The sequence below is a fragment of the Paenibacillus sp. 7523-1 genome, assembly GCF_002276415.1.
In the GTDB taxonomy this organism is placed as follows: Bacteria; Bacillota; Bacilli; order Paenibacillales; family Paenibacillaceae; genus Paenibacillus; species Paenibacillus illinoisensis_A.
Genome location: NZ_NPBR01000004.1, coordinates 319,277 through 343,209, shown reverse-complemented (window position 1 = coordinate 343,209; position 23,933 = coordinate 319,277). Strand labels below are relative to the sequence as shown.

Annotated in this window: 22 protein-coding genes and 1 pseudogene; 10 read left to right on the top strand and 13 right to left on the bottom strand. The window is 42.5% G+C overall.

The features are described from left to right. Positions 1 to 61: 61 nt before the first annotated feature. Positions 62 to 478: a MarR family winged helix-turn-helix transcriptional regulator gene (locus CHH60_RS03415; RefSeq protein WP_095357952.1), complete on the bottom strand. Its 417-nt coding sequence runs from the start codon at positions 476 to 478 to the stop codon at positions 62 to 64. 165 nt (positions 479 to 643) lie between these two features. On the opposite strand from CHH60_RS03415, the gene CHH60_RS03410 reads away from it, so the two are divergent. After that, positions 644 to 1,138 carry an arsinothricin resistance N-acetyltransferase ArsN1 family A gene (locus tag CHH60_RS03410; protein ID WP_095357951.1) on the top strand — a complete coding sequence of 165 codons (495 nt, stop codon included), beginning with the start codon at positions 644 to 646 and terminating at the stop codon, positions 1,136 to 1,138. A 286-nt stretch (positions 1,139 to 1,424) separates the two neighbouring features. On the opposite strand, the gene CHH60_RS03405 is transcribed toward CHH60_RS03410, so the two are convergent. Beyond that, entirely contained in the window at positions 1,425 to 2,186 is a 762-nt protein-coding gene (locus CHH60_RS03405) for a YheC/YheD family protein (protein WP_095357902.1), read from the bottom strand. A 197-nt stretch (positions 2,187 to 2,383) separates the two neighbouring features. Here CHH60_RS03405 and CHH60_RS03400 point away from each other — a divergent pair, with 197 nt between their 5' ends. From CHH60_RS03400 to CHH60_RS03380, 5 genes are all read left to right on the top strand, one after another. Further along, complete coding sequence (locus CHH60_RS03400) at positions 2,384 to 3,199, top strand: DUF6492 family protein (protein WP_095357901.1); 816 nt, start codon at positions 2,384 to 2,386, stop codon at positions 3,197 to 3,199. Between the two features lie 11 nt (positions 3,200 to 3,210). Then, positions 3,211 to 4,590 carry a sugar phosphate nucleotidyltransferase gene (locus CHH60_RS03395; protein ID WP_095357900.1) on the top strand — a complete coding sequence of 460 codons (1,380 nt, stop codon included), beginning with the start codon at positions 3,211 to 3,213 and terminating at the stop codon, positions 4,588 to 4,590. A gap of 508 nt (positions 4,591 to 5,098) precedes the next feature. After that, positions 5,099 to 5,560, top strand: a complete 462-nt coding sequence (locus CHH60_RS03390) for a nuclear transport factor 2 family protein (protein WP_095357899.1) — start codon at positions 5,099 to 5,101, stop codon at positions 5,558 to 5,560. Further along, the gene (locus CHH60_RS03385) at positions 5,557 to 6,138 is read left to right on the top strand and encodes a TetR/AcrR family transcriptional regulator (RefSeq protein WP_095357898.1); all 582 of its coding nucleotides are present in this window, start codon (positions 5,557 to 5,559) and stop codon (positions 6,136 to 6,138) included. The genes CHH60_RS03390 and CHH60_RS03385 overlap by 4 nt, the downstream gene beginning before the upstream one ends. A gap of 101 nt (positions 6,139 to 6,239) precedes the next feature. After that, complete coding sequence (locus tag CHH60_RS03380; protein WP_095357897.1) at positions 6,240 to 6,710, top strand: DinB family protein; 471 nt, start codon at positions 6,240 to 6,242, stop codon at positions 6,708 to 6,710. 243 nt (positions 6,711 to 6,953) lie between these two features. Here CHH60_RS03380 and CHH60_RS03375 read toward each other — a convergent pair whose 3' ends face one another. From CHH60_RS03375 to CHH60_RS03360, 4 genes are all read right to left on the bottom strand, one after another. Further along, positions 6,954 to 7,937, bottom strand: a complete 984-nt coding sequence (locus CHH60_RS03375; protein WP_095357896.1) for a glycoside hydrolase family 43 protein — start codon at positions 7,935 to 7,937, stop codon at positions 6,954 to 6,956. 28 nt (positions 7,938 to 7,965) lie between these two features. Then, the gene (locus CHH60_RS03370; protein WP_375335080.1) at positions 7,966 to 8,784 is read right to left on the bottom strand and encodes a carbohydrate ABC transporter permease; all 819 of its coding nucleotides are present in this window, start codon (positions 8,782 to 8,784) and stop codon (positions 7,966 to 7,968) included. A 31-nt stretch (positions 8,785 to 8,815) separates the two neighbouring features. After that, positions 8,816 to 9,712, bottom strand: coding sequence for a carbohydrate ABC transporter permease (locus tag CHH60_RS03365; RefSeq protein WP_095357894.1), 897 nt, complete (start codon positions 9,710 to 9,712; stop codon positions 8,816 to 8,818). An 84-nt stretch (positions 9,713 to 9,796) separates the two neighbouring features. Then, positions 9,797 to 11,134 (bottom strand): ABC transporter substrate-binding protein, encoded by a 1,338-nt coding sequence (locus tag CHH60_RS03360; RefSeq protein ID WP_095357893.1) that lies wholly within the window; start codon positions 11,132 to 11,134, stop codon positions 9,797 to 9,799. Positions 11,135 to 11,397: 263 nt separating this feature from the next. Between CHH60_RS03360 and CHH60_RS03355 the strand changes: the two genes are divergently transcribed. Then, entirely contained in the window at positions 11,398 to 12,462 is a 1,065-nt protein-coding gene (locus CHH60_RS03355; RefSeq protein ID WP_095357892.1) for a GntR family transcriptional regulator, read from the top strand. A 783-nt stretch (positions 12,463 to 13,245) separates the two neighbouring features. Here CHH60_RS03355 and CHH60_RS03350 read toward each other — a convergent pair. Continuing rightward, a complete protein-coding gene (locus tag CHH60_RS03350) occupies positions 13,246 to 14,175 on the bottom strand; it encodes a zinc-binding dehydrogenase (protein ID WP_095357891.1) in 930 nt (309 codons plus the stop codon). A 114-nt stretch (positions 14,176 to 14,289) separates the two neighbouring features. On the opposite strand from CHH60_RS03350, the gene CHH60_RS03345 reads away from it, so the two are divergent. Beyond that, complete coding sequence (locus CHH60_RS03345) at positions 14,290 to 15,207, top strand: MmyB family transcriptional regulator (protein WP_095357890.1); 918 nt, start codon at positions 14,290 to 14,292, stop codon at positions 15,205 to 15,207. A 394-nt stretch (positions 15,208 to 15,601) separates the two neighbouring features. On the opposite strand, the gene CHH60_RS03340 is transcribed toward CHH60_RS03345, so the two are convergent. Further along, the gene (locus CHH60_RS03340; RefSeq protein ID WP_095357889.1) at positions 15,602 to 16,624 is read right to left on the bottom strand and encodes an aldo/keto reductase; all 1,023 of its coding nucleotides are present in this window, start codon (positions 16,622 to 16,624) and stop codon (positions 15,602 to 15,604) included. A 179-nt stretch (positions 16,625 to 16,803) separates the two neighbouring features. Here CHH60_RS03340 and CHH60_RS03335 point away from each other — a divergent pair, with 179 nt between their 5' ends. Continuing rightward, positions 16,804 to 17,376 (top strand): TetR/AcrR family transcriptional regulator, encoded by a 573-nt coding sequence (locus CHH60_RS03335; RefSeq protein ID WP_255247805.1) that lies wholly within the window; start codon positions 16,804 to 16,806, stop codon positions 17,374 to 17,376. 187 nt (positions 17,377 to 17,563) lie between these two features. On the opposite strand, the pseudogene CHH60_RS03330 reads toward CHH60_RS03335, so the two are convergent. Both CHH60_RS03330 and CHH60_RS03325 read right to left on the bottom strand, forming a co-directional pair. Continuing rightward, positions 17,564 to 18,202 (bottom strand): annotated as a pseudogene (locus CHH60_RS03330) (TauD/TfdA dioxygenase family protein); the annotation flags it as partial. Positions 18,203 to 18,618: 416 nt separating this feature from the next. Beyond that, positions 18,619 to 19,488, bottom strand: a complete 870-nt coding sequence (locus CHH60_RS03325; RefSeq protein WP_095357888.1) for a helix-turn-helix transcriptional regulator — start codon at positions 19,486 to 19,488, stop codon at positions 18,619 to 18,621. 79 nt (positions 19,489 to 19,567) lie between these two features. Between CHH60_RS03325 and CHH60_RS03320 the strand changes: the two genes are divergently transcribed. After that, on the top strand, positions 19,568 to 20,266 hold the full coding sequence (locus CHH60_RS03320; protein ID WP_095357887.1) for a DUF4386 domain-containing protein: 699 nt from the start codon (positions 19,568 to 19,570) through the stop codon (positions 20,264 to 20,266). Positions 20,267 to 20,313: 47 nt separating this feature from the next. Here CHH60_RS03320 and CHH60_RS03315 read toward each other — a convergent pair whose 3' ends face one another. The 3 genes from CHH60_RS03315 to CHH60_RS03305 all read right to left on the bottom strand — a co-directional run bounded on the left by CHH60_RS03315 (position 20,314) and on the right by CHH60_RS03305 (position 23,809). Continuing rightward, positions 20,314 to 20,799 (bottom strand): hypothetical protein, encoded by a 486-nt coding sequence (locus CHH60_RS03315; RefSeq protein ID WP_095357886.1) that lies wholly within the window; start codon positions 20,797 to 20,799, stop codon positions 20,314 to 20,316. A gap of 317 nt (positions 20,800 to 21,116) precedes the next feature. Further along, positions 21,117 to 21,560, bottom strand: a complete 444-nt coding sequence (locus CHH60_RS03310) for an ASCH domain-containing protein (protein ID WP_095357885.1) — start codon at positions 21,558 to 21,560, stop codon at positions 21,117 to 21,119. Positions 21,561 to 21,760: 200 nt separating this feature from the next. Then, positions 21,761 to 23,809, bottom strand: coding sequence for a glycoside hydrolase family 16 protein (locus CHH60_RS03305; RefSeq protein WP_255247804.1), 2,049 nt, complete (start codon positions 23,807 to 23,809; stop codon positions 21,761 to 21,763). Between the last annotated feature and the right edge of the window lie 124 nt (positions 23,810 to 23,933).

The window sequence follows — 23,933 nt, the reverse complement described above, 5'->3', positions numbered from 1 at the left end:
AGTTTCCTCCTCATAATTAGTTGCATTTTGCAAGTATTATATTAAATAAATGGGATAAGTATTATCCCCGTGGTGTACAGCATACGCTGGATTTCGCCATACTTTCGTTTAGCAGTTTAACGGCGTTGATGACCATATCCCGTTCAAACTCAGACATGTGCGAAAAGACTTCTTTTAAATAGTCATTCATCTGCTCATCAATGACCGTAGCAACAAACTTACCTTGTGTAGTCAAGGATAATATGTAAATACGTCGATCTTCAGGTAAGGGCGTTTTCTGAACCAAACCCAACTTTACGAGACTTTGAACCTGGCGACTAAACGTTGTGATGTCAATGGAGAGTGCATCTGCCACTTGCTGAATGGATGGATTATGCTTACGGTCAATTTCATAAATAATATGACTCTGAACAAGTGAAATATCCAGCCCTCCTGCAGTGCAGCAGTTTTTATCCAATAATCCAAAACGCCGTGTCATGATCTGAAACAACTCTCTTACGTTGTTTTCCAATTACCTCACCTCTTGTTATAGTTATACCCTCATTATTTGCAAAATGCAAATGATTTTTTTTGTTTTTCTTCCCCCTTCCCATTTCAAGTTACATTGTGATATAAACATGTACAAAAACAAAATGTAGGAGTGATCAACATGGTAATTCTGCGGCAAGCTACCGAAGTGGATCTGGGAAGCATTCTAACTATTTATAATCAAGGTATTGAAGACCGCATTGCCACGCTAGAAACAGACATAAAAGATGAAGCTTATATGTCTGATTGGTTTAACAAGCACCAGGGGCGTTACTCGGTACTCATAGCTGAACAGAGTGATCAAGTGGTCGGGTGGGCTTCTATCAATTTATATAACCCTAGAAGCGCATATGACGGTGTCGGTGATATCTCCATTTATATTCATCGTGATTATCGCGGCAAAGGGATCGGAAAACAGTTGCTTCAGAAATTAGAGGAAATCGGTAAGCAGAATAACTTTTATAAGTTTGTTCTTTTTACCTTTCCATTTAATACGCTAGGTCAGCGCTTATACCATAGAGCCGGATACCGAGAAGTGGGTATATTCCGGAGCCAAGGCGTTCTAGAAGGCAATTTTGTAGATGTGATGGCAATGGAAAAATTATTTTAAGCGTCGTTGTTTAATGTCCAGTTACAAAAGGTCTTATCATCGTCGGAATTTAAGATGCTAGCAATATATTTAACTCGGTTTACGAATTACTGAAACACAATACATTAAACTAACCTGCCCGTAGTCATCCATGCCCCTCTCGGGGCACCACAGCGTAATGAACATTTTGTTATGGCGTTTTATACTATTCTTACGGCTGGTGAGGAAGGTCGTTAAGCTGTGGTGTCGTGAACCCATCCGTTAGTCACTAAAGCTGGGTGATATTGTTATGATTAAAAGAGAAGCGTTATTTTGTTTTTTTAGCAGCATGGCGGAAGTATTTTATCACCCTTCGATACATTGTCTTGTCCTTTAATTGGTTGAAAATATAAGGGTCCGGTTTGACGTTCACCTCAATAATCCAGGGTTTCAAACTCCGGTCCAGACCAATATCCACGCCGATTTGCTTAAGGTAGGGGTATTTTTTCTTCATGTGGCGTGCAATACGTAATCCAAGCTCATTCATCTCCTGGATGAGTTCATTTCTGCGTTTCAGGGATGCATGAGATTCCAGCAGTCTGTGAACATCCATTGGTTTACCACCGCTGTGATAATTGGTCACGATTTTTTTCGGATGACCGAGTCGGCCGATGATTCCCGTAGCCTCCCACTGATTGTCGGGACTTAACTGTATCATGACTCTTATATCAAAACGCCTCTTGTTGTGCTTAAGCAGATTGATTCCTCTCTGAATGAGATAGCTTCTTTTATTTACCAGACGTACAAGACTTTCGTGGAACGAGTCAAAATTGTCAAACGACAGTCGTTTTTGTTCAATCTGATAGGCAAAATTCTGATGACTCACCATCTCCGCCTTTATGACACCCATTCCGTAAGTGCCAATCTCGGGTTTAATATAAACCATACCGTATCTGCTGATCATGGACCACAGGTTGGTTTTGTTATATCGCTGCGTATCAGGTATAAATGGTTTGATAGAACCATTATTGAGGATCACTTTTGTTTTCAACCATTTGCTTCTTAACGGCTTCAATCTATCCACCCCCATATAACACTTCTCCCTTCAACAAATGAATCCAACCCTGATGTTTCATCAAGATCATGCAGTATATGTAATACCGATAAAACTACCCTAAACCAATGCCCTTGTTCGTAAAAATGGTATATTCGCACATGCCCTGACCAAACCAATTTTGCACACATATCATGAACAAGATGTAACCATTTGTCCAAGGAGTTGAGAAGATGCCAGTTCAGCATGAAATAAAGTTAAATCGTGCGCCTATGATCGATGTTCTTATACCTGCAATCGAAAAAGATTTGAGCACTCTTCCTCAAGTTATCGATAGCATTCGTCGTTATGTGCGGCACCCGATTGGACAGATTTATATTGTTTCCCCGACCAGCAACAAAATCAGAAACCTTTGTTCCCGCAAACACTGCATTTTTGTTAACGAGCGGTCAGTCCTGCCTATCACCAAAAACGATATACACTATCAATCATCCCGCTGGGACCGCTCAGGCTGGTTATATCAACAACTGCTTAAAATGAACGGGGATCACATTGTGAGAGCGAAGCACTTTCTGGTGATGGATGCGGATACGGTGCTCATTAAACCTCATTCATTTATTGTTGAAAATAAGACGGTATTTTACTGTCGCGACTGGAGTCAGCCAGAATATTTCAACACCTACCGCAAGCTGTTAGGCATGAAAGCGCCGCGCCCACGCTCTTTTGTCACCCATTATATGCTGTTCGAAAAATCGAAACTCTCTGCTCTGAAGAAGAAAATTGAAACGATCCATCAGCTGCCATGGTACAAAGCGATTATCTCAACTATCAATAAGAAGAAGCAGTTTGGGTTCTCCGAGTATGAAACCTATGCCAATTTTATGTATTCGAAAAACCCGGCCAGCATAATCCTAAAGAGTTCCATGAATAAAAGTCTCAACATGAATGCTTCTTCGTTAAAAGAACAACAAATTAGCAATTTTGCGCTTAAATACCGATCTCTTTCCTTTCACAAACGTAAAATCTATAGCAAAACTCCCCGAGCTTAAGGAGGAAGCCAATGCATATCGTACTGCTATGTGGCGGCGCAGGCAAAAGGCTTTGGCCGCTGTCCAATGAGCTTCGCTCCAAGCTGTTCGTGGATATACTTCCGTCACCTGGAGGCGGAAGAGAATCCATGATCAGCAGAGTATGCCGCCAGCTTGACAGCTCAGACCTACTCGACTCAACGCTCATTATTTCACATCAGAACCAGACCGACATTACCACCCGTCATACCAAAGGCAAGATACCCGTCATTGGAGAACCTTTTAAGCGTGGGACTTTTACTGCAGCTGCCTTGGCGAGCTTGTATCTGAAATCCTACGGAGCGGCTGAACCTGACGATATGATTTGTATCGCGCCAGCGGATGTGTTCGCAGACGAGAACTTTTTCAGGAGCTTCAAATTACTTCCGGAAATATTGAAACAGAGTCATGCCGATATCATTTTAATTGGGACAAGGCCCACATACGCTTCAGAACAATATGGATACATCCTGCCAGGAAAAAAAGAACCTAATGGTTATGCACCGGTTACACAATTCATAGAGAAACCTGAATTGGATGTCGCTGAAACCCTGCTACAGCATGGCGCATTGTGGAACTGCGGGGTGTATGCCTTCTCTCTTGCGTTTATGTTGTCCCATATTGAAAAAAATGGCCTTCCGGTTCATTACGAACAATTGTTAACCCTGTATGAACAGTTGCCTGAACGCAGTTTTGACAAACAAGTTGCTGAACAATCGCAACGGGCTGTTGTACTGCCATATGAGGGTGTATGGCAGGATATCGGGAGCTGGGATGCTCTGTGTGATCAGTTGGATTCCAATGTATTGGGACACGGCAGAATATCCGAATCTTCCCCGGATTCCTACATCGTTAACGAGCTCCCCTACCCGATCCACGTCATCGGAGTCCCAGGTATTATCACTGTCGCAAGTCCGGACGGAATTCTCATAGCCAACAAAAAAGATTCAAATGAAATTAAAGAGCAATTGGGCAGTATTCCACTGCAACCGATGTACGTCGAGGCAACTTGGGGCAGCTATCGCGTCATGGAGAGAGCGGTAGAAGACGAAAATACAACCGTAACCACATTAAATATGACGCTTTTGCCTGGCAAACATATCGGATTACGCAAGCATCGATTAGGGTGCCGAGCATGGACTGTCATTTCAGGCAGTGGGCAGGTGCTTATTAACGGGCAGATCAGGCAGGTGACCACAGGCAATCAGTTTGCGATTACCTTGAATAGCCTCTTTTCTATTCTGGCCGAAACCAGGATGGTCATTCTTGAGGTCCAGCTTGGCGTACCGGAGAATGAGGTAAGCATGCCTTATGAAGCAGAGGATTGGAAGGTAATGATTGAGCTTGCAGGATCTTATAAATCACCGGACTAATGCAAGATGAAGAAAAAGCCGCCCATATGGCGACTCCTTATGCTTTCTAGACAAAGGTAAGCCTTACGGAAAGGGCTTTATCGTCCTTCGCACTCGTGAAGGACGATAAAGCTTTTCATACGTTCTTAAAGCTTACTCGAGGAGCAAACGGATCACCAACCTATGATCATTTTGGAATCAACAGGACATTACCATCTTCCTGTTACTCGTTTTCTAGAAGATCATCATTACTTGTTTGAAGTCGTTAATCCGATGCTCGCCTATCAGCCAAGAATACTAATAGAATGTAATGCACGGTTTCGACAAAGGCAATAATTTATGCTTCATATCCGCTCCCCTCTATTCAGTTCGACTATGTAGTTCAACGGAATAGTCAACTTCAAGACTTTATGTTTATCAGCTAAACCTATCTGATTCGAAATTGGTATTATATTTGGGATGTAAACTTGCATTTATAAACCGATCGGTTTATACTGATACAAACAGTACAGAAAGTGAGGAAAATGTAATGAATAATTTAACTCCCCCATTCACTCTTGAGACAGCAATCCAAAAAACGCGTATGGCAGAAGACAGCTGGAATACCCGAGACCCTCAGCGCGTCTTTCTTGTGTACACTGAGGATTGTTATTGGAGAAATCGGAGCGAATTTATAACAGGCCGCCCAGCAATTGTTGCTTTACTAACTAGAAAATGGGCTAAAGAATTGGACTACCGCCTCATTAAGGAGCTTTGGTCATTTACGGATAACCGTATTGCCGTTCGATTCGCATATGAATGGCGTGATGATAGTGGCAATTGGTTCAGATCGTATGGAAACGAGAATTGGGAATTCGCTGAAGACGGCTTAATGCAACGTCGATTTGCTTCGATTAATGACATGCCAATTAAGGAAGAGGAACGAAAGTTCCATTGGCCTCTCGGTACGCGTCCCGCTGACCATCCAAGCCTAAGTGAGTTAAACCTATGACGCGGACTGTTTTTGAAAAATCTGATGTCATCCCTCTCATTACTGAGGTATTTCGTGAATTAGGTTATGAGGGGGCATCCTTGAGTAAAATTACAGCCCGGACGCGTTTATCTAAAGGAAGCTTATATTATTTCTTTCCGGGTGGAAAAGATGAGATGGCTGCTGAAATTCTTGCTCATATTGATCAATGGTTTATCAAGAACATTTTTGAGCCGCTCGAACAGAATGAACCCCAGGCAGCCATTGATCATATGTGGCAAGAGGTCAATACTTATTTTCAATCCGGACAGCGTATATGCCTTATTGGTGCATTCGCTTTGGACGAAACAAGAGATCGATTCGCTGCAGTAATTCGGCAGTATTTTTATAGATGGATTGAAGCATTAAGTGCGGCACTAGTTCGAACAGGCATTTCTAAAGAAGCTGCTGACCAGATTTCAGAGGAAACGATTGGCAGTATTCAGGGGGGATTAATTCTGAGTAGAGCACTTCATGATGAATCCTATTTTGAACGTTCGCTGGCAAATCTGTCACAACGAGTCTCAACTTATGTTTCTAAAAGCAACTCTGCTCACTGACTCAAAAGAGTTTTTTTGTAAGACTCGCGGAATTTCTTCACCCAAGAAACAAGTGATTTTTCTTAACGATTTCATTAGCGACTTTACGGGAGGTCAATATCATGAGCAATGTTGTCACAGATCAATTGGGATTTGTTCGCCGTCAGGCAGTTGAATACGTGAGGAATATAAATGACCCTGACTCGGAAATCATTCCACCAGGTTTGAAAAACAATATAAAATGGAATCTAGGCCACATGTATGTTATACATGAGAAGTTCGCTTTCCAACTTACTGGGCAAGAAACCACATATCCTGCTAATTTTAGTAAGTTGTTTGATCCAGGAACTAAACCCTCTGACTGGAATATAGAGCCTCCAACGTTGTCTCAAATAATCGACTTGTTAACTGAACAAAGTGAAAGGGTTGAATCGGTACTTTCAAGCAAATTGAAAAAAGAAATCAATCCTCATTACAAGTCTTCTACAGGACTTATCTTTACAAATGCAGAACAATTACTGGGTTTTCTGATTTACCATGAAGCAATGCACTTTGCAACTATTAAAAATATCAAGAGCATAATTGACAGTTAGAATTAATAAAGAATTTGCTAAATCGACCATTCTGGCAATCGGTACAAGTTCTTGTCCCTAGACAACTAGAATTACAGCACTCTCCCTAACCTGAAACAGGGTCGCCAACGTGATTCCTTGGACTTATCTGTAGAGCGAAAGTAAAGGCACCCATTTGGGTGCCTTCGATGTTCTTACTGTCTCTCTTTGGCTAGTTCGATAAACGAACTTAAATTCATCAACCAACCTTGTTGGGACACTTATTCACTGCACAGAACGTGCAAGTGCTGCAACCGAACCGCGGAAATCGGGTCTGCCGTCAGCCGTCCACAAAAGCTCCGTCACAAATGTATGCCGATTCGGATCGTACAGCGGATCTCCTATAACTTTCTTGTACGTTCTTGCATGGAACACAAATAGCGTCTTTTCGTCGGTCTCTGACACCGTGAAGGAATTATGACCGGGACCATACATCGAGATGCTCTCATCTGTCGATAAAACCGCTGACTGCGACTTGCGCCATGAGGCGGCATCGAGCAAATCAGCATCCGCATCGGCTTCAAGCAGGCCCATGCAATAATTAAAATCAGTGGCGCTAGCCGAATAAGAGAGGAATACCCGATTACCCTTGCGAAGAAATGCCGCGCCTTCGTTCACTCTATAACCAATGATCTCCCAGTCATATTCCGGCATCGAAATCATCGTTTGCGGCCCAGTCAACGTCCACGGATTACTCATTTTAGATATATACAGATTAGAGTTGCCTTCGATATTCGGATCCTTTTGTGCCCATACGTAATAACGGCTGCCATTATGCTCAAAGGTAGTAGCATCGAGGGCGAAGGTTTCCCACGCGGTGCGAATCTGTCCTCTTTCCGTCCAACTGCCTTCTAGCGGATTGGCATGTTCATTCTCTAGCACATACATCCGATGGTCGAACAAGCCTTCATTCGTATCCGTCGTGTGTGCGGCAGCGAAATATACGTACCATTTGTCATCAATAAAATGCAGTTCAGGCGCCCAGATATTGGCACTAAGGATACCAGTCTCGCGCTTTCTCCAGATCACTACAGGAGTTGAAGTAACAAACCCCTCAAGGCTCTGGGCTCTACGGATTTCAATTCGATCATACTCAGGAACAGATGCTACGAAATAATAATATCCATCCGAATGTCGGTAAATAAAAGGATCTGCTCTCTGCTCAATTAATGGTTGAATGTCGTGTAACGATCTTTGTTGGATTTCCATCTTATCACCTGCTTCATCATAATATACACTACCCTTTAACAGCACCTGCAGTCATACCGTCTATGAAATATTTCTGGAAAGCAATAAACAGTATGAAAATTGGAATGATGGAGAAGAAGGAGCCTACGATTAATAGGTCATAGTTATTGCCATAAGGAGTTAACAACGTTTTCAAACCGATTGGAAGAGTAAATTTACTCTGATCTCCGAGCACCATGAATGGCCACAACAGATTATTCCAGCTATTCATACCATTCAGAATGGCCATTGCTGCAAAGGATGGCTTCATAATCGGCATAATGAGTCTGAAATAAATCGCATATTCGTTTGCGCCATCAACCCGCCCGGATTGAATAATCTCTTTGGGTATGCTTCTTAGATATTGCCTGAAGAAAAATATCGTCGCGGCATTGGCTACACCTGGAAGAATGATTGCTGAATAGCTATTCACCATTTTCAAATCATTAATCAGGCTGTACAAAGGAACCAGCAGTATTTCGAAAGGCACCATCATAATGAGCAAAACACATATAAAGAGGAAGTTCTTACCCTTAAAATCATATGCTGCGAAGCCATATCCAACAAATGCGCTTACAAAAAGTGTTAAAACCACTTGAACGATGGTTAAAGTCATACTGTTCCAAAACCATACAAAATAATCATGTTCTCCAGTAAACAGATAGATGAAATTGTCAAAACTCATGATACTAAAATCCAAACTTAGGTTAAGACCATATCTAATTAATGATTCACCTGGTTTAAAGGAAGATAGGGCCACTGCATAGAATGGAATCATAATTATAACGAATAGTATAATAAACAAACAAATAATTACTATTCTGGAAATAGAATTATTCCTCGTCTGACTTTTGCCCACTTTAATCCTCCTCCTTTTTGAACATTCCACTAAATTTCAACTGAGTTAAATTGATAATCATAGCAATGACTAACAGAATGATCCCAACTGCAGCTGCGTAACCCAGCTTATTCTTCTCAATCCCTTGTCTATACAGAAATCCAACAATGGTTAAGCCAATATTTTTGGGTGAATTGTTACCGTTAAACATCATCAGGCTCTCGGTAAACATGGCTAAACCTGCATAAACACTAATTGTCGTAACATATACCGTGGTCGGCTTCAATAATGGCATTGTGATCGTTCTAAACTTCTGCCAAGCAGATGCCCCGTCAATTGAAGCAGCCTCATAATATTCATTGTCAATGCTTTTCAAACCGGATAGATAGTAAAGCATATTAACACCTGTCCATCTCCAACATGCGAGGATTAACAGTGCTGCCATACTCCATTCTCCGTCTTTCAGGAATTTAATAGGCTCTACACCAAATAGACCTAGGAAACTGTTCATTAATGAACCTTCCATTTCACCAAATGTAAGGCGGAAAATGGTACCCGCAACTGCGACAGATGTCAATGCAGGGAGAAAGAACGAAGATTTAAAAAACTCTCTTCCCAGCATTAACTTACTGTTGATCATAACGGCGAATAACATGGGAAAGGGAATTAACAGCACTAAGGTTCCTAACATGTAAACAACGCTATTTTTAATCGACGTCAAAAACACTTTATCTGTAAGTAATTTGGAATAATTCGCTTCACCAATCCATTTAGGATCCTGTCCCAACATCTTATCTTGAAAGCTCATTATGAATGAATTTACAAGCGGATATAACCAGAATAACAAAAATATGAGTATAAATGGCAATACAAAAACATAAGGCGCAACCTTTTGAGAGTATACAAATTTCTTTATCATATTCTCAATCTCCCTTGACTATGGTTAAACCTGCCGACTACTATACCTGCCGACAGGTTTAATCAAATCATTTACTTATTCTATTTATTTCAATTCTTGTTCGATTGCTTCTTGTGCTTCATCCAGCGCTTCCTTCACGTCTTGGCCATCTTCAAAGATAGCATTCAAGGTAACCGTATTGAATATATTGCCGATGGTCGGCGAAGCTTTAACGGACTTGATCGCTCTAATTTCGTCCTTGATCTCATTCAAAGTATCAAATGCATTTGTTTTAAAGTATTGGACGTATTCATTATCAGGGTTTTTCGTTACGGCATCATCTTGCCATACTTCCATGTTGATTGGGTCAAATCCAAGTGTATTCCAGATTTCAGTCGTAGCTTCTTTCGAAAGCTTGGCAAAGGCTACAAATTCTTTGGCCAACTGAACGTCTTTACCATTCTTAGTAACAACTGTGCCAGTACCGCCTAAGCCAACAGAACGAGGATTACCTTCTTCAAATACAGGCAATGGAGCAATTGCATACTTCCCTTTAAGGTCCTTCATTTCGTTTACAAAGCGGGACATGTACCACTCAGGCATCAATGCGCTCGCGTAGTTGCCTTTGTTGTATTCGCCTTTTGCTTCTTCTGTGTCGGGTTGACCGCCAGGGATCGTATGAATAACATTGTTCTTCTGCAGATCGACTAACATTTCGTACGCTTTAATCATTTCAGGCGAGTTCACTTTTGGATTACCATTTTCATCTGTAAAATCAGCGTTTTGTTGAGCTAGCAGCAGCGATGCTTGCCAAGTAGCTGATGTATCAGCAGTACCTAAGTACTTGCCAGTCTTTTCATAAACCTTGATACCTGCTTGTTTGTAATCTTCCCAAGTTTTGATTGTCTTGTAGTCAACACCTGCTTGTTCCAGAATTTCAGTGTTGTAGAAAGCAAGCGTAGCACCTACGTGATAATCAAAGCCATAAACCTGGTCGGCTTTGGAGTAAATCTCCACACGTGAAGGAACAACAACGTCTTTGTATGGTGCAAATACATCATTCAAAGATTCCAGTGGAACGTTGTCACCTTCCAAGAATTTAGGGAATTGACCCAGCTCGATATCCGCGATATCAGGAGCACCTTTTCCGCTTGTAACTGCCAATAAGAGCTTGTTGTGCATATCGTCGTAAGGCATAACCGTTACATTCAACTTAATCTGTTTGTCTGGGTTCTCTTGGTTCCATAACCCCAGCATTTTATCCAAATGCTTGCCGTGCAAATCTACGAAGGTCCAAAATGACAATTCCGTTGCATTCTCACCGGCATTAGCGCCTAATTGCTGTGTTTCCGTTTTTGAATCAGAAGGTGTACCACATGCTGTAAAAACAAGCGACATAATAAGGACTGTAACGATGGAAATTAAAGTACTGCGTTTTTTCATTTGTTCGTCATCCTCTCTTTTTTGGTTATGCATTTGAAAAGTCGGCTGACTAGTTAGATCTGTTAATTTAAGCGGGTTCAATCTACCTTGGCACCACCATCCTTAACATAAATTCTAACCGTTTAAAGAAAAGACCCCTTCGCAACATTTTCTCAGATTCCATATTGTAAGCGCTTTACATGCCGTATTATAATATAGATGAAATATGCTTTATATAACCAATTGATTATAAAATCATAAAGTTTATGGGGAGATGCAACTTTTTGAAAAAGCTGGCGCTCTACAAACAAATTCGAGAAGATATTCTACAGAAAATTAAATCAGGGCGGCTTCGGCCAACGGACCGCATTCCTTCTGAGCAAGAACTAATGGACGAATTCAGAGTAAGTAAAATAACCGTCAGGAACGCCCTAACCCTACTAGCTGACGAAGGATTGATTATACGCGTACAAGGCAAAGGCTCTTTCGTATCTTCTAGTCTCGTTGTTTCCAGCATCAATTCTCTGCCATCCCCATGCACCGCGTCCTCCATGCCGCTCATCGGCTTCATCATTCCGACGATGAGGACCCGTGTCATTCAGAAGCTCGTTGATTACACGGAACAATTCCTGCATGAAGTCGGTCTCAGCATGATACTTAGCATCACGCGCGAGTCCTCCTCTATTGAATCAAACGTCATTCGTACACTGACGGAGCTTGGTGTGAAGGGGCTGATCGTTTTTCCGACAGAAGATGAGAAATACAACGAATCATTACTGCGTCTGTCGCTCGATAAATTCCCGTGTGTGTTCATCGACCGCTATCTGCGAAACATTGAGACGTACACCATTACTTCCGACAATTACGGCGGCGCGTACAAGGCTGTCTCCCATTTGCTATCCAAGGGTCATCAGCAGATTGCGCTCATCTCACCTGAAAATGCCAATACAGCCGTCGAGGATCGCACGCTCGGCTTCGAGCAGGCATACACAGATCAAGGTATCTCGATTGACAAGAGCTTGTGGTGTCACATCCCTCTCGACATTCTACGCGGCGAGCAAGCATTGGACTATGTAAGCGACTTCTTGCAGGAACACAGCGAAATTTCGGCAGTCTTCTCCTTGACTGAAGAAACCGCACGCCTTACATCGGCCGCTATCCGTCGTCTGAACGATCACTCCAATATCGATTTGCTATCTTTCGATAATCCACATCTTTCTGGCGTAGCTTATGTACAGCAGGATGAACAGGAAATGGCACGAACAGCCGTAAAGCTGTTACGTGAACAAATGGAAGATATTTATTCTCCTAAGAACGCCGTCATTCCCGTGCAACTCATCTTCCCTTGACACGGCAAAAGTTGTAGCCATGGCGGAGCTGTTGCGGGAAGAATGGCAGTTCGCTCTAGTTTCTCGCCACAATAACACGCCCAACACTGGGAAACATCATAGACCAAGAATAGCGAAAGAAGCGAATGTGCCGTCAAAAGCACGTTCGCTTCCAACCGCGACACTCCTGACATTTTTCTTTCCCAGCCTCGGAGAGTCTCTTCCATTCACGAAGCCCTCTTCCATCCGTGGGATGTGACGAGGATGCACCACTCAAAACGCGATAGCCTATGTACCTTTTCAGCGTTACCATGGCCCGAAATCTGCACACATATATACCAATCCATGCCTCGCAAGGAACCTCGCAAAAAACTTGCGCTTATTTATGATACGGTTCACCGTAATACATCTAAAACACAAAATACAGTTTGACCACAGAATCTACATTAGTATATAGACAAAAACCACTCCCGATGTTTAAGGAGTGGTTTCTTTGTGTAGTGATTCCCTCTTGTTTCACTAACCTTTCCGGTTGTGTATAACCCTTTTTTTAGTGTGTTCATTGTGTATTGCTACATAAATATTACCTTAAATTTGAACTTAACTCATGAACCCTCCCATGCCTCACAAAGTCTTCGCTCCCACAATCCTTCATCACCTGGCCATGAGGTGGAGGTCAGAATATGCTACTCCGTATGTTAAGGCTGTCCAACTCATCCGTGCTGTTGTTGTCATGGTTTCTGCTATTGAAAACTGTTACTTATGCGGTCTTCTTGGAGTAGAGGTTTACTACAAGGTTCATATTTAGATCGTAAGCACAGCTTTGCCTGTAAAATCGCGATTGATTAATTGACGTGCCACGGAATCAATCTGCTCCCAGGATTCTTGCACCGCGATACCCGTCTGCAATTTCCCTGCTCCAACCAACCGAGTGAGCATGGCAAGATCTTGCGAAGGCGCATGGCGGTTCATTTCTTCACCGAGAAAAAAGCTATACAACGTCCTTCCGCCTAAACCGATCATGTGCAAAGAAGAGGTATCTGAAGAAGAATGACCCAGGGATACGCAGACGCCTTGTGGGATCAACTGTGGGAAAAGAGCCGCAAGTGTATCTCCGCCAACGGAATCGATGATAAAATCATACGGGCCATTCGTGGCGATGGCTTTCGTCACGTCTTCCCCAACAAGGACTTCATCTGCGCCAAAAGCCATAGCTTGCTTGGCCTTGGACTCGGAACGTGCAACGCCGATTGAATAAGCACCAGATAAGGCACCCAATTGATGAGCGAATGCACCGACCCCTCCGGTTGAACCTGTAATTAACACTCGCTTGCCTAGCAAGAGTCCTCCTTTACGCAAGGCGTATAGAGCCGAGAGGCCGGCAACTGGTAAGCTAGCAGCTTGTTCGAAGGTGATCTCGTCTGGAATTTCAGCGAGAGTCAGGGCAGGTACCGCGATTTGCTCCGCCCAGGCTCCCGTTAGCAATAAACCGACTACACGGCTTCCTTTCTTTGGGCCGACCCCGTTTAAGGCCTCCTGCCGTACGACACCGGAGAAATCCCAGCCGGGCCTGCTCGTTTCCTGGCGCTGGATTGCATCGACGACTTCGCCGCGATTAAGCGAGAAGGCTTTAACTTCCACGATGGTCTCCCAAGGTTGTGCTTGCGGTGTTTCGACTTCCTGAATAGTGAACGGATTTTTGTTGTGCGGGTTGACAAAAATCGCACGTATCATGATCATTCCCCCTTTTTTCAACGCCTGGTGAATTGGTATAGTATATAGTATATTCACAGCAATCTCATTTCCCAAGTGCAGAACTACACCTGTTTTTTGAAAGGGGAGAACACCGTGACGACATCGAATCAAGCTAGTAGTGCTGCTGAATTAAAGCGTGTACTAGACACGATAGAACGGCTTCGGATACAGCGGCAACAGAACCCGGGTAAGACTGCCTCCCAGATCCAGAACAAGAAGCGATTTACCCAACAGGAATTGAATGATGAGGCTTGCGGCACATACAAAAACTTGCTGACAGGACGTTCACGGCGCTTGCCTGATCGTAAAACCCTTATGGACATCGCGATTTATTTGGATTGCACTGGCGAAGAACGGAATGATCTGCTTCTATCCGCAGGTTATGTGCCGATTCCCCTTCCCTTATCTGGCCGACAATTGGACAGGGTTCTGGACCAAGCCAGATCTATGCTGCATCAGTTGCCTTATCCGGGGATGATCGTGACCGATGTGCTGGATATCGTCAGATTTAATGAGGCTTTCTGTAACTTGTTTGGTCTGACCGATTTCTATTTTGCCTCTAATCCGCCTAATACGATTGATCTTCACTTTAATGAGGATATGCCTATCCGAGCAGCTTCTTCATTTGACGAGAAGTCGCAGGCCCGCTGGGAATCCCATGGAATTGTTGGCATTCAAGCCTTTAAGAGCCACCACCCAGCTCTATTTGTTGACCCTAAGTATGCGCGTTTTCATAGGATGATGGAGAAATATCCAGAGCTGCACGAGTTTTGGAATAGAGAGGCATGGACGGTTGAGCAGGATTTAACTACGGCGAAACATTTCCTCGCAAGGCAGCCATGCTCAGCAGAACGTAAACCTATACGGTATAACCAACTACACCTTGCTGTGACCTATCAAGCTTACCCGCGAATCGAATTCTTTGTACCGGCGGATGAATCCGCACGGCAAGTGTTTGCTGCTTGGGGTTGTGCTACCGATTGCTCATTTAAAAGTTGGCGCTACGTATGATGTAAATGGCGATTTGAACAGGTAAAACTGTTCGTAGCTTGGGAAGGCCAAGCAGGAAAGAGGGAGAGGGAACGTACGCATTAGCTCAAGACAAGAATAGATGCAATTCCTAATATATTGAAGGACACAAATAGCAAGCCGTGCAAGAAATGCCGCCAGCTTGCTTTCTTTTTTCTACCCCACACAATTAACTAACCTGGCAAACTTGAGAAGTGGCTTGTTGAGAAAACTCGTACAAAATTCGAGTCGTTTGATCCATAAGTGATCATCCGATCAATCCCCCATACTTGTTTATGATTGAGCTGGATTAGACAGCGACAGCCAGGGAATTGAAAGTAAGTCAACGACTAGTCGTATTTTGGTTAATCTTGCGTTTCCCGGTCTCTTAATCAATTTAACGTCTTCGCCGTTCAGTGCTCATCCACTCAGGAGTCCAGCTTTGTTCTTTATCGTCAATACGTTTGCCCGGTGGATTAATGGCATCGATAGCATCCAACACATTTGTATCGAGTTTCACCTTAGACCCAGAGATATAGGCTTGTAATTGACCTATGGTACGTGGTCCCCACAGGGTTGATGTGACAAACGGATGACTTTGCGTAAAAGCAATCGCCATGTCCGCTAATGAAATCCCCACTTCATTTGCCAGTTGCTGCAACTTCTCAATGACCTTAAACTTATATTCATTTTCAGCCAATTCGGGATCTAATGTATCTGCATAGCCTTTTAATGCAGCAGCACGTGAACCGCTCTGTGCAGCCTGACCAGCTTTGTATTTTCCAGTTAGTAGGCCACCAGATAAGGGGCTGTACACAAACAGAGATAGTTCATAAAGCTTTGCTATCTCAGCAAGTTCAAACTCCATTCTTCGATTAATCATAGAATATGGCGTTTGCTCGCTTACGAAACGTTGAATATGAAATCGATCGCTACTGTTTTGTGCGTGAACAATTTGCCATCCCAGATGATTTGAAGTTCCGATATGATGAATTTTCCCTTCTTTCACCAAGTCGTTTAATGTCACTAGAATCTCTTCGTAAGCAACGAATTCAAAAGGAAGATGAAGTTGATAAAGATCTATATAGTCGGTTTGTAAACGTAACAGGCTTTGTTCAACAGCGGTTCGTATCCATCCTCGTGATGCACCATTTTGGTTTATTTTATCAGCAGCTTCCGCTCCAAATTTAGAAGCTACTATGACATTCTGCCGTTTATTCTTAATCGCTTTACCGATAATACGCTCTGATTCCCCTTTTCCGTAGATATTAGATGTATCAATCAAGTTGATTCCGAAGTCTAAAGCTTCATCAATGATTTTTATGCTCTCATCTTCGCTTGCTCTTGTTCCAAAACTTGATCCGCCTAATGAAAACGCACTAACTTTTGTACCTGTCTTCCCAAGATATCGATATTCCATGGTACCCTCCTAAATGTAGTCAGCTTAAAATAATAAACACATGTTGATTAAAGCTGTAGAACCTATTATAATTTGGCATTATTGGATGATCAATAAACACAAAAGGCTACGTGTTGATTAATAGACACGACGTGAAAATTGTTCACAAATATATACAATTTCAGACTAGGAGAAAAATAGTGATCAAAAATAGTACTGATATGAGAGTGATCCGTAGTCGCACACTAATGGAGAATGCATTGATATTTATATTAGAAAATGAAGGTATTAAGGGGTTGTCCGTTAAAAACCTTTGTAAAATAGCAGGAATTAATCGAGGAACATTTTATTTGCATTTTAATGATATTTTTCATCTGATAGAGGAAACTGAGTTTGTTCAAGGATTATTACGTGTATTCGAACCCATCAATATTCAAGAGTTAATGAGCCACGAGTACGATAATGCAGCTTACCCTCCAATCACGAAAGCCTTTCAGTACTTGCATGTTCATGCTAACTTCTTTAAAACACTAATTTGTTCGGGAGCTCCAACTGAATTAAGAGAGCGACTCCAATATTTGGTGGGCACACGAATGTTTGAAAATTTAACAAAAGATCCAGCCTATATGTTTTCTGACTATGCAATTGCTTATTTAGGAAATGCACAGTTTGGAATTATTCAGCACTGGTTTATGACAAATCGTGCATTTCCACCAGAAGATATAGCGAGGATATTAACCGGATTTATCCGCAAATCTCCGTGTCTTGTTTAATGAGGATTATTGAGGAATTTCAAATTTGAAGAGCACCAGTTCACTTTTTGAACTGGTGCTCTCATTATTAATGACTTTAAGAATGTAGCATTTTAAGCACTGCAGATGCTGAATCCATGTTGCTCTATGTACGTGCTTCCACTGTTTATAGAACGCTATAATAGCCAAGCCTGGCCTAAGTATATAATTAATAAGGACGGTCACCAATAATGGAAATCCGTTCCGCTATGCGACGGTTTGGATAATAACCGGAAGAAGCGTAATGCTGGGTCGAACGGTTAGCCCACAGCGCAATTGAATTTTTCTCCCAATGGAAGCGCACTTGGTATTCTGGAATTTCTGCCTGACGGAACAGGTACTGGAGCAGCTCCTCTCCTTCCTTCTCATCCAGGCCAACAATTCGGGTCGTAAATACCCGATTAACAAACAGGGTTTTCCGCCCCGTCTCCGGATGCGTGCGAACAACCGGATGTTCGGCTGCAGGGAATTCCGCCTGCTTCTGTGCCAGCAGCTCAGGCGGCATTGACCGTCCGAAGGTTGGCGTGAAACCGTGAATGGCCTACAGCCCGTCAATGCGCTCCTTCACCTCATCCGGAAGGTTGTCATAAGCAGCGCCCATATCCGCCCACAGCGTATCCCCGCCTTGCGGCGGCACCTCGGACAAGCGAAGAACGGCACCCATGGAAGGCTCAAGACGCCAAGTGACATCCGCATGCCAGTTGTTCTCCTGCCCCTTCATATTCGCATCTTTCTCGAAACGGGTAAACTCCGCTGCCGCACCCTTTGGCAGGTACGGATGATTCTCAAGTTCTCCCCAAAGGCATGCGCAATTTATCAGGGGTTAATAAATAAAATTATCTTATTCTGGATAATGAATTTAACGGGCGAAAGTTCGTAAGTGACCTCCCATGGAAGTCAATGAGATTAACGCATTCTGGTTGTCCATCGTTACTTTCAAACTGCTGAAAGGGTATCTCCGTTATAAATATATATCACAAACGACGTCATTCAGGACCTACGAGCACGCCATGGTCCTGTTTGGCTCTTGAAGTTAGCTATGGTTTCCTGCTCGAGTTATTACAAGTGAAGAAAGAAAAAGCATAGCAGCGACAATTGTACATCTCGAATAGGCCCTATTTAGTTACAGCAAGATTTGAAAAGTGCATTTTTAACCTCTGTGTTATCTTGAGATCATTCATAATAATTCAAAAAGAACGGAGGGCATGAAGTAAATTATGGTAGTTAATATGCTGAATCAATCGGCAGTTTCTTGATAGGTGCATAAATGTGGAAGGCAGATTGAAAATTGTGTATATCATCAAAAGTTTGAATGAGCTCAATATGTGAATCCTCGGTTTCCTGTCTGGAAATTTTCAAAAATCTTGCATAATCAGTTTTAAGGATATCTCCTATTTCAAGGAGATCACCGAAATACTTGAATTTGGCACAGAAGAGTTGTGGTACGTCAATAGTAAAATAAAAAGGTTTATTGATCTGAATGTCATGCGGAATTCCAAACAGGACTTTAAAGCGGGTTGAATTAGGTTGGCAATTGGAATAGATGACATAACATGGACCACTTATTGTTTTATCAATGGTCTGCAACAATTTGTCAGAATGAGAGCGAATCTTTGTCTTATAATCATCTTCAGCCAGATCAACTTCAAAAGCTATTCCGGTAACCCGTATGGATTCAAAGTCTGTTAGGGTGAAGTCAGTGACAATATCACCATTGATGTTCTTTACGGGTCTTTTGACCACTGAAGGCATTGGTGTTAGAGGGATTTTCATATTTTGTACTCTTAGAGCGCTCGGGGTTATTCCATATTGGCGTTTAAAAGCACGAGTAAATGATGATTGGGCTCCAAAGTTAAGTAGGTACGAAATATCTGTAAGGGATAATTGATCGGATTGTATGAATTGTAGTGAAGCATTCAATCTTCTGGAAAGTATGTAATTGTTTAAGGAAGAACCTGTTATGGCAGAAAACAGTCTGTGAAAGTAATATTTCGACATGTTGACTGTATCCGCTACAGAATCTAATGATAAGGGCTGATCTAAATTGTTCTCAATATGGAGTAGAGCGCTCTCTATGACTGCGTAATGGTCCATAATAACCTCCAATACATTTTTCAGGTTAACTCAGCAATGATATACCTAGACAGTAATTAATTTAAGGAGGTAAGGTACAATGACGCAAGACAGAAGGAATGGAATTATAATCGGAATTTTTTATATTGTTGCTGCAGTCACTTCAGTTATCGCTGTTATCTCTTATGAGCCGGTATTATCTGAACAATGGTATTTGTCCGTGGCAAATGGTTTTAAAACAAAGGTCTTGCTCGGTGTACTTAACGATCTCATACTCGTTCTAACTGCAGTTGGTACATCGGTTATGCTGTTCCCTTATCTTCGTCGTTGGAATGAACAACTCGCGTTAGGATATCTATGCTTTCGATTCATGGAAGCTGTGCTTATTGCCGTTGGTGTGGTAAGTATACTAGGTTTAGTGCAGCTTAGTATATATTATGAAGGAAACAGCTTAGCGAGTATAGAAAATCTTAAAGAGCTCGGTCACATGCTGCAAGCTTTTCATCGATGGACATCGATGTTAGGTCCTAATTTTATGCTCGGTATTAATACTGCACTGTATAGCTATTTACTTTTTAGAACAAGGTTTGTTCCAAGAACGTTAGCGCTATCTGGTATTATTACTGCTATACTTGTATTTATAGCGGGTCTTTTAGAAATGTTCGGTATTATAGAACCTCTTTCTGCAGTAAAAGGAGTGATTGCTCTTCCCGTTGGCGTATATGAGTTGAGTTTGTCTGTATGGTTAATTGCAAAGGGATTTGACAAGAAAAACCTCAAGAAACTAGAAGCGAACTAGGGATGTAGTCCTCAATATTTAACTTCTCCACCTCACCTTTACGACACTTAAATCTTTTGAATTGCCATTTCAATTGGTTTGTTAAATTTCGCATTCTTCGAATTCTCTACGGTTTCATGATGCCAATAAAGAATAAGAACATTTTTGTATTCATAGATGTTCGGTATTTGCATATCATACTTTTCCTTTTGATGATTGAAATCATGTAGACCTTCTTTTCGATCTGTCTCTGAATTGAAAATGTATACTGAAATGTACTCTTTATAAACTTCTTTTACAGTTAGTCGAGACACAGAAAACCTGTTGGCGTTAACGTTATTTAATACCCAATCACTATTCAGTTTCTCTTCAAACATATCAATTCCCTCAGTTTTTAAGCCGGCTGTCACTTTTTCCAAAGTAAGATTGTTTTCGTTTTCCGTCACAAGTTTCACTTTATCATTCACATTCACTGGCTCATTTCCCGTTTGATTAGAAAAGCATCCAGTTAGAATGAAGCAAATGCCTATCAGTTTAAATATCATATTTTTCATTATAATCCCCCTTATCTTCAGTTATCGACGTTCCGAAATGGAGGAAGGTTGCTAAGATAAGGAATTATAATATTATGTCGATCCTGCCCGCAGGTTCTTTTTTTTGTTCGCAACATAGCCCCCAAAAATCCTCCCTGACTCAAAACTTGCCTTACTTATTATTGTCCAGATTGGAAATTCACGTTGGATTGTGTGGTCTTCACAGGAAACAAAAAAGTCGCTAAAATAGCGACATAAATGGGATCATGTTCTTGTCCCTCGACATTTTTTCATGTTAATAATGTCAGGAGACCCCCTCAATTAATTGTGTACATAGGTCATATCATCAACTCTTCGTCTATCGGATATTCCCATAGTCCCAGTTTTCCCTTCGCGGGCATATAGGGCTTCAGCAGACGGAAACCCGCTATTTCCCACGCAAAATAACCTGGACTATAATCGCCTAACAGTAAGTCCTCACCCGTCACAACCTTCCCGCAATCCAGAATGGCTGACGTATGATTAGCGTCGATGACTTGATAACAATTGGAAAGCTCGCAAGTTGCAAGGATCACCCCTGTAGGGAGGTTTTGTTGCGTATAGCCATTCTTGGCGAGTAAAGAGCGTATGGGTTCATATTTGCAGGCCTGCTTATCGACTTTCTGGCTTGCATGAATGGCCAACGGACCGCGATAACGGGTCTTCCAGGATCTTGTTTCATAGAGAGTCTCGCCTTGGACAAGCAGGCTCGCCCAGGGTTGAATCATTGATAATACTTTCATTCCTCTACGCTCCATTCCTGTTCATAATGAATTACTATTCCCCAAACATCCTCGAGACTTTCCATACCCGTATGATGCGACTCTAGATATAAACCGAGACCTCCCTGCTTAAATAACATCAATTCAAATTAACAACAAACAAACCGTTGATCATCATGAATCAGATCAACGGTTTGTTAAATGTGGAAACAGCAATTTTATTACGGTTCTTTATACACGCGTACATAATCCACTTGCATAGTCGCCGGGATATCGGAGGCGTTCGGAGTACGGCCTCCGTCAAAGTTTCCGCCGATTGCCAAGTTCATAATGAGGTAGAACGGCTCATCGAAAGGTGCATTCGGATTATTCGGTGCAGCTGCGGAATACCACTGATCGTTAGTGACTTTATAGTAAAACTTGCCGTCTACATACCATTTGATATTGTCCTCTTCCCAGACTACCGAGTATACATGATAATCATTGGCGAAAGTTTGCCCCTCCGGGAAGTGATAATCGCCGCCCGAATACTGGTTCGCGGGCCATTGTCCACCAAAGTGTATGGTACCGCTTACTGATCCAGGCAGACGGCCTCTCGCTTCCATAACATCAATTTCACCTGACGCAGCCCAAGTACCGTATACCGAGTCTTGTGGAAGCATCCACAGTGCTGGCCATACACCATCACCTGTAGGAAGCTTGGCACGAAAATCAACTCTCCCGTACTTCAAGGACAATTTATCCTTGGTGTTAATCTTGCCAGAAGAATACTGTGCATACCGATTCGGATCCTGCGGGAAAGATTTGCTATCGTTCATGGCTTTGATATTCAGCTTTCCGTCCTGTACATATACATTTTGGGTGCTGTTCGTGTAGTGCTGCAGCTCTGCATTACCCCATCCCCATGTAGCGGGATCGTTGTTGAGATAATAGCCTGTTTCATAGTTCCATTTGCTTGTATCCAGCGTAGTTCCGTTAAACTCATCCTGCCAGATAAGGTTCATGCCCGAGATTGCCGGGTTGGTTGGCGTCCCGATGGAGATATCCTCTTGATCGGATACATCCGGACGCGGAGCATTTGGATTGCCAATGAAGGTATAGTTGACAAAGTTGTTGCCAATATTCCCACCCGCCTGTCCGTTCAGTGGATATCCAATACGAATCTGCATATTCTCTTGGATCGGCTGGAACCAAAGGCCATAGACGTAATCGGCCCAGTATCCCCATTGATTGGCATCGGACATATTGTTGTACCCATTACCGGAGTATGCAAATTTGCTCTGGCTGGAGTTACTCAAATCAACCCATTGCCCATTGATGTTAATCTGGTATACAAAATTGCCCAGTTCCTTGGCGATTGGCGCCCCTCCATCAATTTTCGGAAGCGGAACCCCAATGGAACCATTTGCATCTGCTGTGAAGGTTGTTCCTTCATATGGCGTAATCACATATGAATTTCTTGTAGGTTCATTAAACGTAATCGTATAAACAAGGTTAGCCGAAGAAGTCTTTGATTCCAATTTGACATTGATCGACTCCGTTACGTTAAACCAGTATCCGCCGCCTCCATCTGTGAATTGGCCAAAATTGTGGTCGTAGATCCAGCCGCTGGCTGCGTTATTGTCAATATCGATCCAGGTGCTGCTGTTAACAGGTTTAACATACACCTTCAGATCATCCGCAACAGCTTCATAAGTGACCGCAGGATCATTGTTAAACGTTGGATATGTAAAGCCTGCACCGCCTGTGAAACTTGCTGTGATCTGTGGACCTTGTGTTGCATTCATCGCTGTGATGGTCGTTTTGTTGATGTTTTGGAATATAAGTTGATACTCCAGCTTAACACCATTTGCTTTGGAGTACAGTTGAATCTCGGTTGTTGCGGAGAGGGTGAACCAATAGCCATTGAAACCTCCATCGCTCCAGTGCCCCCAGTTTTGGTTATAGATAAAACCCCCTGCCTGGTCGATATCAACCCAGTTGTTGCCCACTTTTACATTAACGCCTACATCACTGTTTACATCATTCCATGTCGCGGAGCCTCCATTGAACTTAGGCATAACAAATCCGTAGCTGGCCTTGCCAACACCTGATTTTGAAATAACAGGCCCGTCTGCTGGTGAGAAGTACTCCATTGAGGTTACGGTAGTTCCCGCAGCTTGAACCTTTGAAGCTGGGAGTATGCCAACACTAGCCAGCATCACAACCACAAGGAACATACCAAGTACCTTTTTCATAAATCGTTTCTCCGTAAAATGAGATGGTTTCATCATTGCCCTCCTTTAATAGAATAATAGATTCTCCCAATCCATGCGTATTAAGGTAATCGCTTACATGAGGGATGTCTTTATTCTATCGAATAGGATAAATTGCTGAAAAGGTACAATTGTTTTT

Coding starts and splice junctions, on each gene's coding strand:
- CHH60_RS03415 (WP_095357952.1), bottom strand. CDS start 478: ATGACACGGCGTTTTGGATTATTGGATAAAAACTGCTGCACTGCAGGA.
- CHH60_RS03405 (WP_095357902.1), bottom strand. CDS start 2,186: ATGGGGGTGGATAGATTGAAGCCGTTAAGAAGCAAATGGTTGAAAACA.
- CHH60_RS03400 (WP_095357901.1), top strand. CDS start 2,384: ATGCCAGTTCAGCATGAAATAAAGTTAAATCGTGCGCCTATGATCGAT.
- CHH60_RS03395 (WP_095357900.1), top strand. CDS start 3,211: ATGCATATCGTACTGCTATGTGGCGGCGCAGGCAAAAGGCTTTGGCCG.
- CHH60_RS03390 (WP_095357899.1), top strand. CDS start 5,099: ATGAATAATTTAACTCCCCCATTCACTCTTGAGACAGCAATCCAAAAA.
- CHH60_RS03385 (WP_095357898.1), top strand. CDS start 5,557: ATGACGCGGACTGTTTTTGAAAAATCTGATGTCATCCCTCTCATTACT.
- CHH60_RS03380 (WP_095357897.1), top strand. CDS start 6,240: ATGAGCAATGTTGTCACAGATCAATTGGGATTTGTTCGCCGTCAGGCA.
- CHH60_RS03375 (WP_095357896.1), bottom strand. CDS start 7,937: ATGGAAATCCAACAAAGATCGTTACACGACATTCAACCATTAATTGAG.
- CHH60_RS03365 (WP_095357894.1), bottom strand. CDS start 9,712: ATGATAAAGAAATTTGTATACTCTCAAAAGGTTGCGCCTTATGTTTTT.
- CHH60_RS03360 (WP_095357893.1), bottom strand. CDS start 11,134: ATGAAAAAACGCAGTACTTTAATTTCCATCGTTACAGTCCTTATTATG.
- CHH60_RS03350 (WP_095357891.1), bottom strand. CDS start 14,175: ATGATACGTGCGATTTTTGTCAACCCGCACAACAAAAATCCGTTCACT.
- CHH60_RS03340 (WP_095357889.1), bottom strand. CDS start 16,624: ATGGAATATCGATATCTTGGGAAGACAGGTACAAAAGTTAGTGCGTTT.
- CHH60_RS03325 (WP_095357888.1), bottom strand. CDS start 19,488: ATGGACCATTACGCAGTCATAGAGAGCGCTCTACTCCATATTGAGAAC.
- CHH60_RS03320 (WP_095357887.1), top strand. CDS start 19,568: ATGACGCAAGACAGAAGGAATGGAATTATAATCGGAATTTTTTATATT.
- CHH60_RS03315 (WP_095357886.1), bottom strand. CDS start 20,799: ATGAAAAATATGATATTTAAACTGATAGGCATTTGCTTCATTCTAACT.
- CHH60_RS03310 (WP_095357885.1), bottom strand. CDS start 21,560: ATGAAAGTATTATCAATGATTCAACCCTGGGCGAGCCTGCTTGTCCAA.
- CHH60_RS03305 (WP_255247804.1), bottom strand. CDS start 23,809: ATGAAACCATCTCATTTTACGGAGAAACGATTTATGAAAAAGGTACTT.